The organism is uncultured Mesonia sp. (assembly GCA_947499595.1).
Taxonomy (GTDB): Bacteria; Bacteroidota; Bacteroidia; order Flavobacteriales; family Flavobacteriaceae; genus Mesonia; species Mesonia sediminis.
This window is the reverse complement of sequence record CANMOY010000013.1, coordinates 21,326-38,518: the sequence shown is the minus strand read 5'-3', so window position 1 is coordinate 38,518 and position 17,193 is coordinate 21,326. Positions and strand designations below refer to the sequence as shown.

Below are 17,193 nucleotides of genomic sequence, written 5' to 3'. Positions count from 1 at the left end.
GTGGGCGCGAAGGGATTCGAACCCCTGACCCCTTGGGTGTAAACCAAGTGCTCTGAACCAACTGAGCTACGCGCCCATGATAATGGACTGCAAACACAAAAAAATTGTTATTTAAAGAACATAATCGATTTGTAAACACTAATCAATTGCGAGTGCAAATATAAACTATTTATAAATTGCTGCAAGTCTTTAATGAAAAAAAATTAAATTATTTCAGCTACAACAAAAGTACTGCCACCCACATAAATGATATCTCTAAGTGAACTCTGCTCTTTGGCTGAAGCAAAGGCTTTTTCAACCGATGCAAAAACCTCTCCCCTTAAACCAAATTCTAATGCTTTAGATTTTAGTTCTTCCGCTTCCAAAGCTCGCGGAACCTGCGGAGCACAAAAGTAATAGTGTGCATCTTTAGGAAATAAAGGTAAAACCTGACATAAATCTTTGTCTTGTACTACTCCTAAAACAAAATGCAACTTTTCATGAGGCAAGGCAGTCAATTGCTTTAATACAACTCCCAATCCCTCTTTGTTATGAGCAGTATCGGCAATGCATAAAGGGGCTTGTTGTAAAATTTCCCAGCGTCCTCGTAAACCAGTACGCTGCACTACTTGAGAAAAGCCTTTACTTATTGCTTCATTAGAAATGGACCAACCCCTGTGCTTTAACACCTCTATACAAGCCATCACGCCTCTGGCATTTCCTTGCTGATAAGTTCCTTTTAAATCCAATTGAATATAGGCGGGCAGTTCAAAATCCTTAGCCCAATACAAGGGAGCGTTTAAAGTTGAACTTTTCTCTTCAAACACGCGATGAGTATCGGGATGAAACTCACCTATTACCACAGGAACTTGAGGTTTGATGATCCCCGCCTTTTCCAATGCAATCGCCCCCAAGGTTTCACCTAAAATTGCAGTATGATCTTTACCGATATTCGTTATTAGAGATAATTCTGGGGTAATGATATTGGTTGAGTCTAAACGTCCTCCTAATCCTACTTCGATTATGGCAATATCTACTTGTTTGCTCGCAAAATAAGCAAAAGCAAGTCCTACACTCATTTCGAAAAAAGAAAGCCTATGTTCTTCTAAGAAAATTTTATGCTGCTGAATAAAATCAACTACAAAATCTTGCTCAATACATTGTCCGTCAATGCGGATACGCTCTGTATAATCCTTTAAATGTGGCGAAGTATATAAACCCACGCGGTAACCAGCTGCCTGTAAAACCGAAGCTAACATATGACTGCTAGAACCTTTCCCATTGGTACCGCCTACATGAACCGTTTTAAATTTTTTATGTGGAGCACCTAACACCTCAGAAAAAGCCTGGATATTGGTTAAATCTTTTTTAAAGGCTACTTGACCTTGACGCTGATACATAGGTAGCTGCCCGAACATCCAGTCCAGGGTTTCTTGGTAAGTCATAAATTTATTCAGATAACTTAAATTCGTACTCGATAAAACCGGTTTGTTTAGCAGGAGCGTTTACATCGCTATTAAATCGTGTAGCCAAGGCAGCGCGTTTGGCGGGCTCCATCAAGCAGGGAGCAGTATTGGTAGTCCCTCGTGCTCCTGGGGTAGCTCGAATCACCTGACCTTGTTGATTGACTTCTATTTTCACTACAACCACACCAGATTCGTTACATTCTTGTACAAATTTTTCTTTATTCAGGGCTTTTCTTCCGCCTAAGCGATAATTGCCATCACCATCTAATCCTTTACCCTGTCCATAATAACTTTTAGCATTGGGATCGCCAGAAGGATCTCCTTTATCTCCCCCGCTGGAGTCGTTCCCTTCTCCACCTTGATTGGCTCCATCATTTTCAGGACCGTTTAACAGGTTATTCAAGGCATCAGAAGTTTCTTTGGATGGTTTTTTAGGCTCTTCTTTCACCGGTTCTTGAGGCTTTTCCTTTTCGGGAACCTCTTGCTTTGGTTGTTCTTTCTTTTCCTTTTGTTCTTTTTCTACAGGCTGCTTATTCTCCTTTTCTTTGGCGATTACAGGCGCTTCCTCAGTGTCTTGAGTTTGCACTTCATCGGCTACCGGACTAGAATTTTCTTGCGGACTCGGAGTAGGTTCTGGGGTTTGCTGCTGCGGAGAACTGGCCACTGGCTCGGTGGGTTGTACTTGACCTGAGCCTATTTCTGAAGTCCCAAAATTAATAGCAATTCCATTTTCTGGTGGCGGATCTAAATATGTAAAGCCAAAGAAAAAAAGCAATAAGAAAATTATGGCCGTAATCACACTGGTTATGGCCGCAGATTTTCGTTCATATTTGGTTTCTAGTAATCGCACAAATTATGGTTTTACGGCTAATACTACTTTAAATTGATTGCGTTTGGCTACATCCATCACATAAACCGCTTCTTGGATAGGCACCGATTCTTCAGCTCGCAAAATAATAGTTGGCGTTTCTACACTTTGCAGTCGTTTTTGCAACTCTAGCTCTAAATTCTCTTTACGGATTTGCTCCTGATTGATAAACATTTGCATGTCTTTATTGATGCTCACGGCAAGCTCGTGTTTATTGGTGGTTTTACCCTTAGCTTTTGGTAAAATAAGGTCTAAGGCCTCTGGAGTGATTACCGGCGAGGTCAGCATAAAAAACACCAACAACAAAAACACGATGTCGGTCATTGAAGACATACTGAATTCGGGGCTAACTTTATTTCTTCCGCGTAAATTCATACCTTAAACGGGTTCATTTAACAAATCAAGAAAATCTACCGCCGTAGCTTCCATTTGATGCACCACTTTATCGGTTTTAACTACCAAATGGTTATAACCGATATAAGCAACAATACCTACAATTAATCCGGCAACGGTTGTGGTCATCGCCGTATAAATACCCTCTGCAAGAGAACCCATTTCGGCTTGACCGCTACTGCTCGCCAATTCATGAAATGCTAAAACCATACCAATTACAGTTCCCAAGAAACCAATCATTGGGGCAGCTCCCGCGATTGTCGCTAAAACACTAACATTTTTTTCTAACTTATACACTTCTAGTCTACCCGCATTTTCTATGGCAGTATTGATATCTTCTAACGGACTACCAATACGGCTGATACCCTTTGCCGTTAGACGGGCCACAGGAGAATTTTCTTGAGCGCATCGAACCTTAGCACCTTCTATATTACCGTTGGCAACATGATCTTTTATTTGATACATAAAGTTAGCATCGGTTTTCGAGGCGGCTTTTATAGCAAAAAGACGTTCAAAATAAATGTATAAAGCGGCGATAAATAGCACGCTTAAAATGGCAATTACAATTATTCCGCCAACTCCACCACTGGTTAATAATTCAAGAAAAGAAAAAGTTTTTTCTTGAGGCAAGGCTTCTGCATCTTGAGCTACCTCTTGGGCTACATCTTGTAAAGTCATTAGGTTTAAAAAGTTTAGTTTCATAAGAATAACGATATAAAGCGTGTAAAATTACCTCAACACTTAAAATTATTTTAAGCGCTTTTACAGGCTCAAAGCTACAATGATTTTTGCAAGCACAAAGAGCCTGTAGTAATTTTTTAACTATAAAAGAATTGCTCGATAAAAATAAAGGTTAACGCACCAGAGATAAATCCGATAGCTGCCAACCAAGCAATTTTCTTTAAGTACCAGATAAAATCAATTTTTTCCATACCCATTGCAGCTACCCCAGCGGCAGAACCTATTACTAATAAGCTGCCTCCTGTACCTGCCGAAAAGGCAATAAAATGCCAAATAGGACTATCGGTTTCAAAAGTGTACATTCCCATTGTTGCAGCCACCATAGGTACATTATCTATTAATGCAGAAAGCGCTCCGAGTAATAATACTACTACATCCATATTTGGTATAGCAGCAGAAACCTTTTCGGCTACATAGCGCAGGGTACCCACTTCTTCTCCGCCTATGCTTCCGTAAACCAAACTCTCTAAAGCGGCCACCGATAATAAAATTCCCAGGAAAAAAAGTATACTTGAAAATTCTATTTTAGATAAAGCTTTATGCGTCGAGTATAAGTGCTTTTGCTTTTTGGGTAAATTTTTAACGGGTCGAACATACTCTGAAACCAACCAAACTACTCCCAGAGAAAACATCATTCCTAAATAAGGCGGCAAACCAGTGACACCTTTAAAGATAGGCACAAAGGCAATTCCCGCCAAACCTACATAAAGCATGGTTTTACTGCTTAACAAGCGCTCTGCCTCTTCATCTATAATCATCTCTTTTCGCATGGCTTTTCCTTTAAATGGCTTTAGTTTGGTAGCAATGAAAAAAGGAACCACAAAACAAACCAATGAAGGAACTATCAGGTATTCAGACAAGCCCAGAGCCGTTACCTTACCGCCAATCCATAGCATGGTAGTAGTAACATCTCCAATTGGCGACCAAGCTCCTCCCGCATTGGCAGCGATGATAATCATACTGGCATACCACACCCTGTATTGATGGCGTACCAAAATCTTACGCAATAAGGTAATTAAAATAATAGTGGCCGTTAGGTTATCGATAATAGCCGAAAGCACAAAAGCCAGCGCTCCTAGTATCCATAGTAATTTTACTTTACTTTTAGGTTTGATTACTTTTTTAATAATCCCAAAACCACGGTGCAAATCGATAATTTCGACAATGGTCATGGCTCCGATTAAAAAGAAGAGGATTTCGCCAATACTGCTAAAATGATGCATTAAATTGGCTTTAAAACCATACAATTGCGCATCGGTGTCGGGCTGATCGATTTGAAAAATATGACCATGGTAATCGACAATAGAAAACCAGCCCTGATTAAAACCAACGGCTAAAAGTGCCCACATGAGCGTTCCCATCAACAAAGCCGGCACCGCTTTATCTAATTTGAGCGGATGCTCTAAAGTAATGGCTAAATAGCCCATTACAAACGTAAAAATTAATAAGCTTGTCATTTTTAAAAGTTAGATTAATTTTTCTAAGGCAATCTCAAAAGCCGTTTGCGATAGATGAATAGGATTATTGTTTTTAGAATATACGTCTTCTAAGGCCTGTTTAATAGTTTGTGAAACATCATTAAAGATAGCCTCATCTTCAATTTTGGCCTCGGGCTGCATTAAATAAGCAAACACACGAGCCATACCGCAATTAGATATAAAATCTGGGATTATGCTTACATGCTTATCGGTATATTCCATAATGGGTCCAAAGAAAATCGCTTCATCGGCAAACGGAACATTAGCACCGCTTGTAATTACTTCTAGACCACCAGCAATCATCTGCTCTACTTGCTTCTGGGTAACCAATCGTGAAGCTGCGCAGGGAGCAAAAATTTGTGCTCCTACATTCCATATTTGTTCGTTTACCGCTTCAAAGCTAAGCATATCTTCCGCTTTAAGCGCATTGCCCTCTCGCGTCGCATACAATTCTTTTAAACGCTCAAAAGAGATTCCCTCTGGCTCGATAATACCTCCAGTTCTATCTATAATTCCAACAATTTTAACACCCATAGCTGCCAAGTAAAAAGCAGCTGCACCGCCTACATTGCCAAATCCTTGAACAATGGCTTTTTTGCCAGCCAATTCACCACCATAAATTCCGTAATAATGTTTTACAGCCTCGGCTACGCCGTAGCCTGTGATTAAATCGCCAACCGTATAGCTTTGTTCGGCATTAGGCAAAAAAATAGAGGTATCTACTTGCTTAGAAACCCCTTGTTTGAGTTGGTTGATGCGGATGTTTTTTTCGTGCTCATCGGTGTTGAAATGCCCTTGAAAAACTCCTTCTTGCGGATGCGTGACACCATAAGCTTGCGTAATGGGAATGACCTCTGTGCGCTGATCTACATTCATATCGCCGCCCGTGCCGTAATAATTCTTTAGCAACGGACTCACAGCTTGGAACCATCTTTTTAAAACTCCCTGCTTACGCGGATCGGCTGGATCAAAATTTATACCCGATTTTGCTCCGCCAATAGGTGGACCACATACCGAAAATTTTATCTCCATGGTCTTTGCCAATGAGAGTACTTCATTTTTATCTAATCCTTTACGCATACGCGTACCCCCACCAGCAGCACCGCCACGTAGCGAGTTTATAACCGTCCATCCTTCTGCCTCCGTCTCTCGGTCTTTCCAATGAAAAACAATCTCAGGTTGCTTATTTTCGTATTCTTGTAGTAGTTTTTTCATCATAATTCTAAGTAGGTTCTATAAAATTTTCGCACAAATATAAGTAAACATAAATGTTAAATAAATAATAAGCTTTTAATTTTGCTAGTTTTTTTTAGCAGAAATAAACAACCAAAAGCGAGTTATTATTTCATTCTCATCAATTACCTTAAAACAGCATTAAACAAGTCCGTTGTTTTATGCGAAATCGTTCTATTTTTCTTTACGGATAAAACACCACTCCCGAAGAATGATCGATTGAGGCACCCGTTACACTAGCGTATACGTTATTCAATCCGCCTAAGCGTAACATGCCCAAGAAGGCAAACACCAAGGCTTCTTTAAAATGGATAAGTTCATCCTTAGGCAAGATAAGTTGAGCAGCGGTTAGATTGCTAAATCGAGCAATCAAAAATTGGTTAAGCGCACCACCACCTGTAAGCAAAATACGTTGTTGAGGTTGAACCACGGCTGCCAATTGATGCGCCATATGCTCGGTTAGAGTACGCAGTATGCTAGTAGCCGGTAAATCGAAGCTCGACAGTATGGGAAGGCAAACCGCATTCACCCATTCGAGCCCCAATGATTTGGGTGGCAAACTTTGGTAGTAAGCTATGTTTTGTAGTGCATCAAATAAAGTTTCATCAAATGTTCCTTTGGCGGCTAACCGACCTTCTTCATCATAAGCCAAGCCTAATTGAGCTGCGTACCGGTTTAACAAGATATTTAACGGACAAATATCGTAGGCAATACGACGCTTTTCGTGGTCGTAAGAAATATTTGCAAATCCTCCTAAATTGATGCAGGCATCATATTCTCCAAAAAGCAAAGCATCTCCAACGGGAACTAAAGGTGCACCCTGACCGCCCAGTTGCACATCTTGTACCCTAAAATCACAAACCACACAAACGCCTAATAGTTGAGCTAGCTGAGGCAAATTACCAATTTGCAGCGTATAAGCTTTTTCAGGTTGATGAAATACCGTATGTCCGTGCGAACAAACTGCCGCTACCTCTTTGATAGGAATTTGATATTCTCGCATAAATTGACGAACTATTTCGGCTAAATATTGGGTATAATTCTGGTTTAACTGCTCTAAGGCCGAAGAATCGAGCTGTATAGCATTTGCCAAGCTCGCTTGCCATTCAGGCGAATAAGCATAGGTTTTGGCATGCAACAACTCATATTGATAAGCGTTTCCTTGCTCATTAAAACGCACAGCAACAACATCTACACCATCTAATGAGGTGCCAGACATTAATCCTAAGTAAAGCGGGGATTTCGTTTTCATATTCGTAAAAATAAAACGAATCATTGAATAATTGACTTATATCGAGTATATTTGCAACGTTTTTTTCACAATAAAAAAAATTGCTATGGATTTTAAGCTTACAGAAGAGCACCTGATGATACGCGATGCCGCAAGGGATTTCGCTAAAAATGAATTATTACCTGGCGTAATTGAGCGCGATGAAAAACAACTTTTCCCAACCGAACAAGTTAAAAAGATGGGAGAACTAGGCTTTTTAGGTATGATGGTTTCTCCAGAGTACGGAGGTGGCGGTATGGATACTGTTTCTTACGTTTTAGCTATGGAAGAGCTTTCCAAAATAGACGCTTCAGCATCGGTTATCGTTTCGGTAAACAACTCGTTGGTTTGCTGGGGACTAGAAACTTTCGGTACCGAAGAGCAAAAGCAGAAATACCTAACCAAATTAGCCACTGGCGAATCGATTGGAGCTTTTTGTTTAAGCGAACCCGAAGCAGGTAGCGATGCCACTTCACAACGCACCACGGCTATAGATAAAGGAGACCATTATGTGTTAAACGGTACCAAGAACTGGATTACCAACGGGAACAGTGCCGATTACTACTTGGTAATAGCACAAACCGATCGCGAGAAAAAGCACAAAGGAATCAATGCCTTTATCGTTGAAAAAGGCTGGGAAGGTTTTGAAGTAGGGCCTAAAGAACAAAAACTAGGAATCCGCGGAAGCGACACACATACCTTAAACTTTAACGATGTAAAGGTTCCTAAAGAGAATAGAATTGGAGAAGATGGTTTTGGATTTACCTTTGCGATGAAAACCCTATCGGGAGGACGCATTGGTATTGCCGCACAAGCTTTAGGGATTGCCAGCGGAGCTTATGAATTGGCCCGTGAGTACTCTAAAATCCGTAAGGCATTTGGTACCGAAATTTGCAACCACCAAGCTATCGCTTTTAAGTTGGCCGATATGTATACCGAGATTGCTGCTGCTAGACACCTTGTTATGCAAGCGGCTTGGGATAAAGATATGGGGAATAACTATGATATGAGCGGAGCAATGGCTAAGCTTTATGCTTCAAAAGTAGCTATGGATACTACGGTAGAAGCGGTTCAAATTCACGGAGGAAACGGTTATGTTAAAGAGTACCACGTTGAGCGTTTAATGCGTGACGCTAAAATTACCCAGATATACGAAGGAACTTCTGAAATCCAGAAAATTGTAATTTCAAGAGGACTGTTAAGAGATTAATCAAATCTATACCATATAAGAAAAACCTGTAGCCAAACTACAGGTTTTTTTTGTTAATAATTTCCTTATAACTATCCACACAACTACCGCTTATCGGCAAAAGCACCTTTTCAACGAATAGTTTATAATAGTGTAGCTTGAACGTTGGCATTGGCTTAATTTCGCGACTTTATCAAACCAAAAAAACACCTAATATGGCAAAAAATTACCTTTTTGTACTAGGCTTTTTATGCAGTACTTTACTAAGTATTCATGCCCAAGTAACCGGCGTTTACACCGATTACCAAGGCTACTGGCATTCTTCATCAAACAATAAAAACCCTAATAAGCCTGCCAATTCGCATAATTTGATTGGCTTCACCCATAATGGAATAACTTATTCTACTGGAGTGAATGATGCCTTATTAACCAGCCAAGGAGTAGGCTTTACACCAGAAAATTATCGAGCTTTACCCGTAGCAACTTTAAACAGCATTAACGGTAGTAGCCAGTTTGTAGGTTTAGGTCAGTTGTATGATGGTATAGATAATGGTGTCAACAACAGTAATACACAACCTTTTGAAGCCATCACTAACGGAACCCAAGCTGCGTATTTCTTGACCGATGGAATCCAAGGTTTAGACCTGGGTACAGGAATTGCCAATATCCCGAGCGGAGCTTCTACTTTTTTCAAGTTGAGTAGCAACGGCATAGATCCTAACAAAATCAATGACAATACACCCGACATTTTAATCGCTACTATCGCTACTCCTGGCGGTGGATCCGATCAAATTCGGTTTAAAGATGCATCAGGAAATATAGTAGGAAATGCTGTTCAAATCAATTTAAATAGCAATAGTAATTTCCCTGTAGTAGCCGATTGGGTGGCTGATTTTTATGAATTTAACAGTACACAAAACTCATCGGGTTTTCATAAAACAGAACGAGGAATACGTTTTTTTGCTGCTGAATTAAGCCAATTTGGTATCACCAACAGTAACTACCAGCAAGTTACTCAGGTTGAATATATTCCTAGCGGTAACTCAGACCCCGCCTTCTTAGCTTATAACGAGCAAGCTATTGGTGTGGCCAGTCAATTGGTAATAGACAGCCAACCTACAAGTTCTAATTGCGACGGTAGCCTAGCCTCTTCAATACAAGTACGTATTGCCGACTTTAACGGTGCTACTGTACAACAAGCAGGTTACGCAATAAAGGCCAGTATGTACTCAGGAAGTGGTAATTTATTAGGTACACTTACTCAAAACACTAACGCCAGTGGTATTGCTATTTTTAACGATCTAGCTTTTGAGGTAGGCGGCGATCACCAGATTATTTTTGAATATACCAGTTTAGATGCAGCGATCTCGGCTACTATAGAAGAAGCCACTGGATGTAGCGATTTGACATGGACAGGTGCCGTAAACAACAATTGGGAAAACACAGGGAATTGGAGTCAGACGATTATTCCAAACGCTAATTATAATGTTATTATCCCAACTGGTTTAACCAACTACCCTAGTTTAAGTAAAAACACGGGTGCGAAAAACCTCACACTTGGTGATGGAGCAAGCATAGATTTAAACGGTTTCCTATTTAATATTGAAGAAGTAATCAATCTGGGCAACAATGCTAGCATCGCGGGTAGCCAACCTGGTTCTGTTCTTCATTTTTCTGGAGAAAACCCTCAAACTTTACCCGACAATTTATTGCAAAATGGCGAATTAGCTAACTTGCATTTAGAAAACCTAGCTGGTTTAACCATAAATCAAGACCTACGCCTTTTAGAAACACTAAAGGTAATCAGCGGAAGCTTAACCACCAACGACAAGCTAACGCTGGCTTGCCAATTTACAAGCCCGGGAGTAAGCACAGGGATGGCTCAAGTAGCACCGATTGGCACTTCTGGAAGTATAAGTGGTAATTTGATCGCTGAACAGTGTTTTCCTGGTAGACGCGCATTTAGATTGATAAGCGCACCATTAAGCACCAGTGTTTTGTCTAGCAACAACAGTATTCATTATTTCTGGCAAGAAAATGCTTCTGCTTATAACAATAACCCTAATCCTGGTTATGGTACACATATTACCGGTACTACGGCAGATCAAACCAATGGTTTTGACTACACCCCTAGCGGAAATCCTTCGATGTTTGAATTCAACAATGCCAGTCAGACATGGAGTCCTATCGCCAACACCAATAACACCAGCCTTGACGCAGGTGATGCTTATCGTATATTAATCCGCGGAAGCAGAGGACTAGACGTTACCAAAAACACCGCAATCCCAAACGATACTAAATTACGTACTCGAGGGGAGTTGTTTTCTGGAGACACTACACTTACAGGATTCAATAGCACAGCAGGCAGTTTTAACTTTTTTGGGAATCCATACCCCGCTGCAGTAGATATGCGCAAGGTACTGAACAGTCCGAAAACTAAAAACGCGGGTCGTTTTATTTATATTTACGATCCGAACTTAGGAGGAAATGCCGATGCCAACCCAAATAGTTCTACCTTAGGAGGACGTGGCGGATTTGTAACTTTAGATGCCGATGATTTCTCAGCTTCGGTTGACCCTAATGTACAAGGAAATCAAAATACAGAAGCGAATCTGTTTTTACAACCTATGCAAGCTGCCTTTTTTGTAACTGCAAACCAAGGCACAGCTCCCAAATTAAATTTTCAAGAGAGTTTTAAAGCAGTTGACGAGCCCGCTACAGCCGTATTTAGACCAGCGGCCTCTCACAGCAGCATACAAATAAATTTATACCGTCAACAAGCTTTCTTAAATGGAGAAACTCCGCTAGACGGATTGAAAATAAAATTTGGCGCCAACTTCAACAACCCCATCGATGCTTATGATGCACCAAAGTTATTTAATCTAGATGAAAGCATTTCACGTTTTGAACAAGGCCAATATATTGCTATAGAAAGTAGAGCCTTACCAACAGCTCAAGAAAACCTGACTTTAGCGCTTACAAATTACCGTGCAAAACACTATGTATTGCAAATTCATGTGGGAGAGCTTGATCAAAGTGTGTATTTAGAAGACAATTATTTAGGCACCCAACAAATCTTGCAGAAAGGCGAAAATACTATTGCTTTTCAAGTAGACGATCAGGTTGCAGCTAGTACAGATCCTTTGCGTTTTGCTTTGGTTACCGATAAACGTTTAGGCACAAATCTTATTGAGAAGCAAACGCCAAGTGTTTATCCTAATCCTTTAAACGGGAATAAGCTGCAGATAGATTTTGATCAACCTAGCACTACACCTGTAAGTATTGCTATTTATAATTTACTTGGTCAGCGTATATATCAGCAACAGCTTAACCAACATTCTGGTAAAGTAAGCCTAAGCAATTTAAAGCTTACGTCTGGTTTATACTTGATAGAAATTCTAGATGTAGAAACGCAAAGCAAGCAGCAAATCAAACTGCTTAAAAACTAGTTCAGAAGAACTTATTTGGCTTTTAAAAAACCGCTTACCCCTTTGTGGTAAGCGGTTTTTTTTGTTTTTCTTAAACGATAAAATGCAAGTAATTCCTTTTAACGACAAGCCAAATACCCTTCAACGAGTAAAAAAGCCGATTTAACGAATTATCGGCGTTTAAGTTTCATTTACAAGGAGTTGCCCTTAATTTTGTTAAGACAAATAATAGAGAAACGTTATCATTTTAATTCTAACTTATTACTATTGAGATACTAATCGTTTAGGTTTATAAAATACACTTAACACCATTTGACCTATGAAAAACACCTTAAGAAAAACCACCGCAATATTGGCCTTTGCCATTTTATCACTTACTTCATTCAAGGCAGCAGCTCAGTTTCCTCCCGGCTTCGGAAATAATGATGATGTAGACGACGAAACACCTGCAGCTCCCATAGATGGTCTTGTAGCTCTTGGATTTATAGCCGGCGGCTATTTGGGCTTTAAAAAATTACGCAAGTAATTTATCACCTAACCTTTAAAACCGAATCTTATGAAGAAATTTTTACCCAAACATTTATTTATACTCGTCCATACGCTTTTGTTTATCGGCTTGACCGCACAGGCTCAAGAAGGCCCTGGTGGGGTAGGTGATGCCTTAAGCAACCCGTTTTGGTTTGCTGCCGATGCAATTGAAGGATTAAACAATAGTGACCCTGTAGCCAGTTGGTCGAATTTAGGTGGCGATCCCGAGGTGGCCGCTCAATCTACCGCAAATAGACGTCCTAGCTATTTGATCAACCAGATCAATGGTTTGCCTGCACTTTCTTTTGCTACTAATGATTATTTAGATATAGCCGATAACAATTCGCTTAACCAAAATGGTCCCTTTAGTAGTCGTACTTTTTCATTGGTTGTACGCACAGGAAGTGATGTAACCGCCCGTCAAGTGATTTATGAAGAAGGAGGAACGGTCCGCGGTTTAAACATTTATATAGATAACGGTGAATTATATTTTGGCGGATGGAATATAAATAATGATGGCACCGATGCACCTTGGGGTTTCGTTTCTACCAAAACAAGTATTACAGCCAACACCAATTATGTAATCAGTTTTCGTTTTGCTGGTAACTCCTCACAAACAGGAACGCTTGAGGCCTATGTTAATGGAAGTTTAGTGGGTACCTTGAATAATATCGGTAGATTATACAACCATAATCCTGCAGTATTGGGAGCTCAGGCTAACGATAGTTACTACCATAATGGTTCAGACAGTGCCAATAGCACCAATTTCTTTAACGGTTTAATGGCTGAGTTTATCATATACAATCAAGCTCTTAATCAAGCTGAACGTCGCTTGGTTGAAAATTACTTGGCTTCCAAATATGACATTAGCCTAAGCGCTAACAACTACAATAATAACGATACGGCTGCTAACGGAAATTTCGACTTTCATTCGGTGGGTATTGCACGCATCAACGCTACAGCGACTTCTTTAAGCTCGAACCGAGGAACAGGAATTGTTTTGTTAGAAAATAATACTTTGACTGATGGCGATTACTTAATTTTGAGTAGCGATCAAATCGATAATTTAGATTTAGAGAACAGCAGCCAGGGATGCAGCCTTCAAAGCAGAGATTTATATAGAACACAAGCCACTTGGCGAGTTAGCAAGAATGGTAGTTTCAATAACACCACGGTTAAAATTGATGTGACTGATTTCCTTTACGGATTCGATCCGGTGAACGATATTCAACTTGAAGTGTCAACCAATGCGTCTTTTAGCAGTTCAACTACTTATACTGCCAGTGGGTCTAATGCTAATATTATTTCTTTCAACAACATCAGTTTGAATGATGGAGAGTATGTGAAATTTGTCTTACCCTCCGCAACTATGGGAACGCCTTTACCCGGTGGGGTGAGTAATCTGGCTACTACCAAATTTTGGTGGAGAGCCAGCAGCATTGATCAAGCAAACAATACACCTGTTGCTTCTTGGGCCAACGAAGGAAGCAATAATGAAGATGCCGAGCAAACCAATGCTGCAAGTCGTCCACAATACAGGACCAACCAAATGAACGCTTACCCTGCCGTTGATTTTGGAAACACCAACACCTACTTAAACATCCCTAACAATAACGACATCAATTTAGGGGGTCCTTTTAACGAGCGTACTTTTACTATGGCTTTTGAAACCGGAAGCGATGTAAGCAGTCGTCAAGTTTTATATGAAGAAGGGGGAAATACCCGAAACCTACATATGCTTATCGATGCTGGTAACTTAATTGTAGGGGGATTTAATGATAGTAACAGCGACGGACCGGGAGATAACTGGGTAGATAAGCAAGTAAGCACTACTATTGCTGCAAACACCCGTTATGTAGTGAGTTTTGTTTATGCAGGAGGTCATAATGGTAGTGGCACTCCAAACGGAATTTTTAGAATGTATTTAAACGGCCAGTTAATCAATAGTGTTAATGGAGTAGGATTAATCTACGCACATTCAGGCAATATAAGCATAGGTGGTCACACTGATACCGTTAAAATGAATGGAACAAATGGCTCTGGCAACTATTTCTCTGGAAAAATTGCCGAATTTGCTATCCATGCCAGCGATTTATTCTCTAACTCTATTTTCCTACTGCACAATTACTTGGCTTCAAAATACGATATTAACCTAAGCGCCAACGATGGCTATGCATTTGATACACCTGCTAACGGTGATTTTGATCATGACTTAGTAGGTATTTACAACGTAAATCAAACGAAAACAGATAGTCAATTCGGTACAGGAATTATACAGATCGACAATCCTTCTAGCTTAAGCGCGAATGAGTTTTTATTAATCGCTGCCGATAGTAATGATTATAGCGAATTAAATACATCCGATTTAGCTTGTAACTCGAATACGGCAGACAACCAAAGACTAAACACCTTATGGCGAGTAAGTGAGCTGGGTGATGTAGGTACGGTAGATTTAAATTTAGATCTAAGCAACTTAGCCTTACCGGCTAATGGCTTCACTACAATTGAATTGTTAATTAGTAGCGATGCTGCTTTTACCAGCCCAACAAGCATTAGCGCTAACACACTAACCTGTTCGCAGGCGAGTTTTAGCGGTGCAAATTTTAGCAATGGCGATTATTTCACTTTCCGTATTAACGGTCTAGAACCGATAACATGGGACGGTTCACAATACCTTTACGGATCAGGTTTAAATCAAGCTCCAGGCCTTCAAGATTCCGGACGTAAATTTGTGGTGCAAGCTGGAAGTACAGCGAACCTTAACCAAGATGCACAAGTGGGTTGTATGCGTATTGTTAGCGGAGCAAACCTAACAGTGGCTAATGGGATAAATTTATCACTTACAGGAAATGTTGACAATCAAGGGAGCTTAAACGCTGATGAAGCCAGTTTAAGTTTCGATGGCGAAAGCCTTCAAGTAATCAGCGGTAATCAAAGCTTAAGCGCGGGTGAGCTAAGCATCAACAATACCGCCGGAGTTGAGATTGCCAACGATCTAAACCTAGAGGTGCGTATTCAAGAGGTATTGCGCATCAATCAAGGTAACTTAGCAACCAATGGAAAATTGGTTCTAGCTTGCCAATTCACAGATCTTTCTCAACGTGTAGCTCAAATAGCCGATTTATCAAGCGGTAGTATAACCGGTGAAATTATGACGGAACAATGTATTCCTGCTAAACGTGCTTTTAGATTGGTTACTTCACCAGTGACTACCACTACAAGCATTCATGCTAACTGGCAAGAAGGTGCTAACGCTTGGAATAATAACCCCAATCCTGGTTATGGTACGCATATTACAGGAACTCTTGTTGATCAAGACAATGGTTTTGACGTTACACCAAGTGGAAATCCGTCGTTGTTCCTTTTCAATAACGCAAGTCAACAATGGGCAGCTATAGGCAACACCAATACCAATACACTTACTGCGGGAGCGCCTTTACGCTTGATGGTACGCGGTGACCGAAGCACAGACATCACTATAAATGCAGCCGCACCTAGCAATACAATATTGCGTGCAAAAGGAACTATAAATGCTGGAGATTATACGCACGGAAGCGATTTCAACAACAGTTTAGATGCTTTTAATTTCTTTGGAAATCCTTATCCTGCCGCTGTAGATATGATGCTTGTATTCGATGACATAAATACAACCAACCTTAAAAATGGGTATTATATTTGGGACCCTCAATTGAATGGAGATAATGGACGTGGAGCCTTTGTAACCATCGATACAGATACCGGAAGCCCAGTACCAACTGGCTCACAAGCCAACCAGTTTTTACAACCGGGCCAAGCTGCCTTTGTGGTAACCAGTAATCAAAATACAACCCCTAGTTTACAGTTCAAGGAGGCTTATAAAAATGTAGACGTAGCCCAAACTACGGTATTCAGTTCAAATAATGCTGCATCTAGTTTGGACATCAGCCTCTTTGCTCAAGACGCTTATCTCAACCAAAACACCGCCAGTGATGGGATCCGTATCAAATGGGACGTTAACTACTCGAGTGGTTATGGTACTGAAGATTTACCTAAGTTTGGAAACTTAGATGAAAATTTAGCCGTGATCAACGGGCAGTATTACACGGCAATTGACCGTAGAGATTTACCCCAACAAGGTGAAAGTATTCCATTGTTTATCAATCAATACCGTCAATCTAGCTACGTATTGAAGTTTGACTTTGAGAATTTACCACAACGTGAGTTAATCTTGATTGATCATTATAAGAACAAACAGGTTAGCATTCAGCAAAACGGACAGATATATGCTTTTAGCGTTGATAGCAATTTACCAGCAAGTATTGATGCCAATCGTTTTGAGTTGCAATTTGGTCGTACACTAGGCGATATAAGCCTTACACAAGCTGATTTAAGTATGTATCCTAATCCGGTGAACGGCGAAAACCTAAACCTGCTTTTACCTAACAACTTATCTGGTAATTTAGAAGTTGAAGTAACTGATATACTTGGTAAAACATTACTATTACGAAACTTAGAAGCTCATGAAAATCAAGCACAAGTTTCGGTTCAAAGTTTACCTGCAGGTATTTATTTAGTTCGCGTGATACATCAAGCTAGTCAATCACAATGGGTACAAAAATTAATTAAAGAATAATAAATCTA

The 17,193-nt window shown here is 40.2% G+C and carries 11 protein-coding genes and 1 tRNA gene; 4 read left to right on the top strand and 8 right to left on the bottom strand.

Going from position 1 to position 17,193, the window contains the following annotated elements:
• Nucleotide 1: 1 nt before the first annotated feature.
• From ACH2AZ_RS11910 to ACH2AZ_RS11875, 8 genes are all read right to left on the bottom strand, one after another.
• Nucleotides 2-76 (bottom strand) — tRNA-Val (locus ACH2AZ_RS11910).
• 127 nt (nt 77-203) lie between these two features.
• Nucleotides 204-1,424: a bifunctional folylpolyglutamate synthase/dihydrofolate synthase gene (locus tag ACH2AZ_RS11905; protein WP_394908023.1), complete on the bottom strand. Its 1,221-nt coding sequence runs from the start codon at nt 1,422-1,424 to the stop codon at nt 204-206.
• 4 nt (nt 1,425-1,428) lie between these two features.
• Nucleotides 1,429-2,295 (bottom strand): energy transducer TonB, encoded by an 867-nt coding sequence (locus ACH2AZ_RS11900; RefSeq protein ID WP_394908022.1) that lies wholly within the window; start codon nt 2,293-2,295, stop codon nt 1,429-1,431.
• 3 nt (nt 2,296-2,298) lie between these two features.
• Complete coding sequence (locus ACH2AZ_RS11895) at nt 2,299-2,688, bottom strand: ExbD/TolR family protein (RefSeq protein ID WP_379043017.1); 390 nt, start codon at nt 2,686-2,688, stop codon at nt 2,299-2,301.
• Nucleotides 2,689-2,691: 3 nt separating this feature from the next.
• Nucleotides 2,692-3,384, bottom strand: coding sequence for a MotA/TolQ/ExbB proton channel family protein (locus tag ACH2AZ_RS11890; protein WP_379043065.1), 693 nt, complete (start codon nt 3,382-3,384; stop codon nt 2,692-2,694).
• A gap of 140 nt (nt 3,385-3,524) precedes the next feature.
• Nucleotides 3,525-4,904 (bottom strand): sodium:proton antiporter NhaD, encoded by a 1,380-nt coding sequence (gene nhaD / locus ACH2AZ_RS11885; RefSeq protein WP_379043014.1) that lies wholly within the window; start codon nt 4,902-4,904, stop codon nt 3,525-3,527.
• Nucleotides 4,905-4,913: 9 nt separating this feature from the next.
• A complete protein-coding gene (locus tag ACH2AZ_RS11880) occupies nt 4,914-6,140 on the bottom strand; it encodes a Glu/Leu/Phe/Val dehydrogenase dimerization domain-containing protein (RefSeq protein ID WP_394908024.1) in 1,227 nt (408 codons plus the stop codon).
• Nucleotides 6,141-6,342: 202 nt separating this feature from the next.
• Entirely contained in the window at nt 6,343-7,410 is a 1,068-nt protein-coding gene (locus tag ACH2AZ_RS11875; RefSeq protein ID WP_394908021.1) for an anhydro-N-acetylmuramic acid kinase, read from the bottom strand.
• Between the two features lie 85 nt (nt 7,411-7,495).
• Here ACH2AZ_RS11875 and ACH2AZ_RS11870 point away from each other — a divergent pair, with 85 nt between their 5' ends.
• From ACH2AZ_RS11870 to ACH2AZ_RS11855, 4 genes are all read left to right on the top strand, one after another.
• Nucleotides 7,496-8,638 carry an acyl-CoA dehydrogenase gene (locus tag ACH2AZ_RS11870; protein ID WP_379043008.1) on the top strand — a complete coding sequence of 381 codons (1,143 nt, stop codon included), beginning with the start codon at nt 7,496-7,498 and terminating at the stop codon, nt 8,636-8,638.
• 194 nt (nt 8,639-8,832) lie between these two features.
• The gene (locus tag ACH2AZ_RS11865) at nt 8,833-12,066 is read left to right on the top strand and encodes a T9SS type A sorting domain-containing protein (protein WP_394908020.1); all 3,234 of its coding nucleotides are present in this window, start codon (nt 8,833-8,835) and stop codon (nt 12,064-12,066) included.
• A 298-nt stretch (nt 12,067-12,364) separates the two neighbouring features.
• Nucleotides 12,365-12,571, top strand: a complete 207-nt coding sequence (locus tag ACH2AZ_RS11860) for a hypothetical protein (RefSeq protein WP_379043003.1) — start codon at nt 12,365-12,367, stop codon at nt 12,569-12,571.
• 30 nt (nt 12,572-12,601) lie between these two features.
• The gene (locus ACH2AZ_RS11855) at nt 12,602-17,185 is read left to right on the top strand and encodes a LamG-like jellyroll fold domain-containing protein (RefSeq protein WP_394908019.1); all 4,584 of its coding nucleotides are present in this window, start codon (nt 12,602-12,604) and stop codon (nt 17,183-17,185) included.
• Nucleotides 17,186-17,193: the final 8 nt, after the last annotated feature.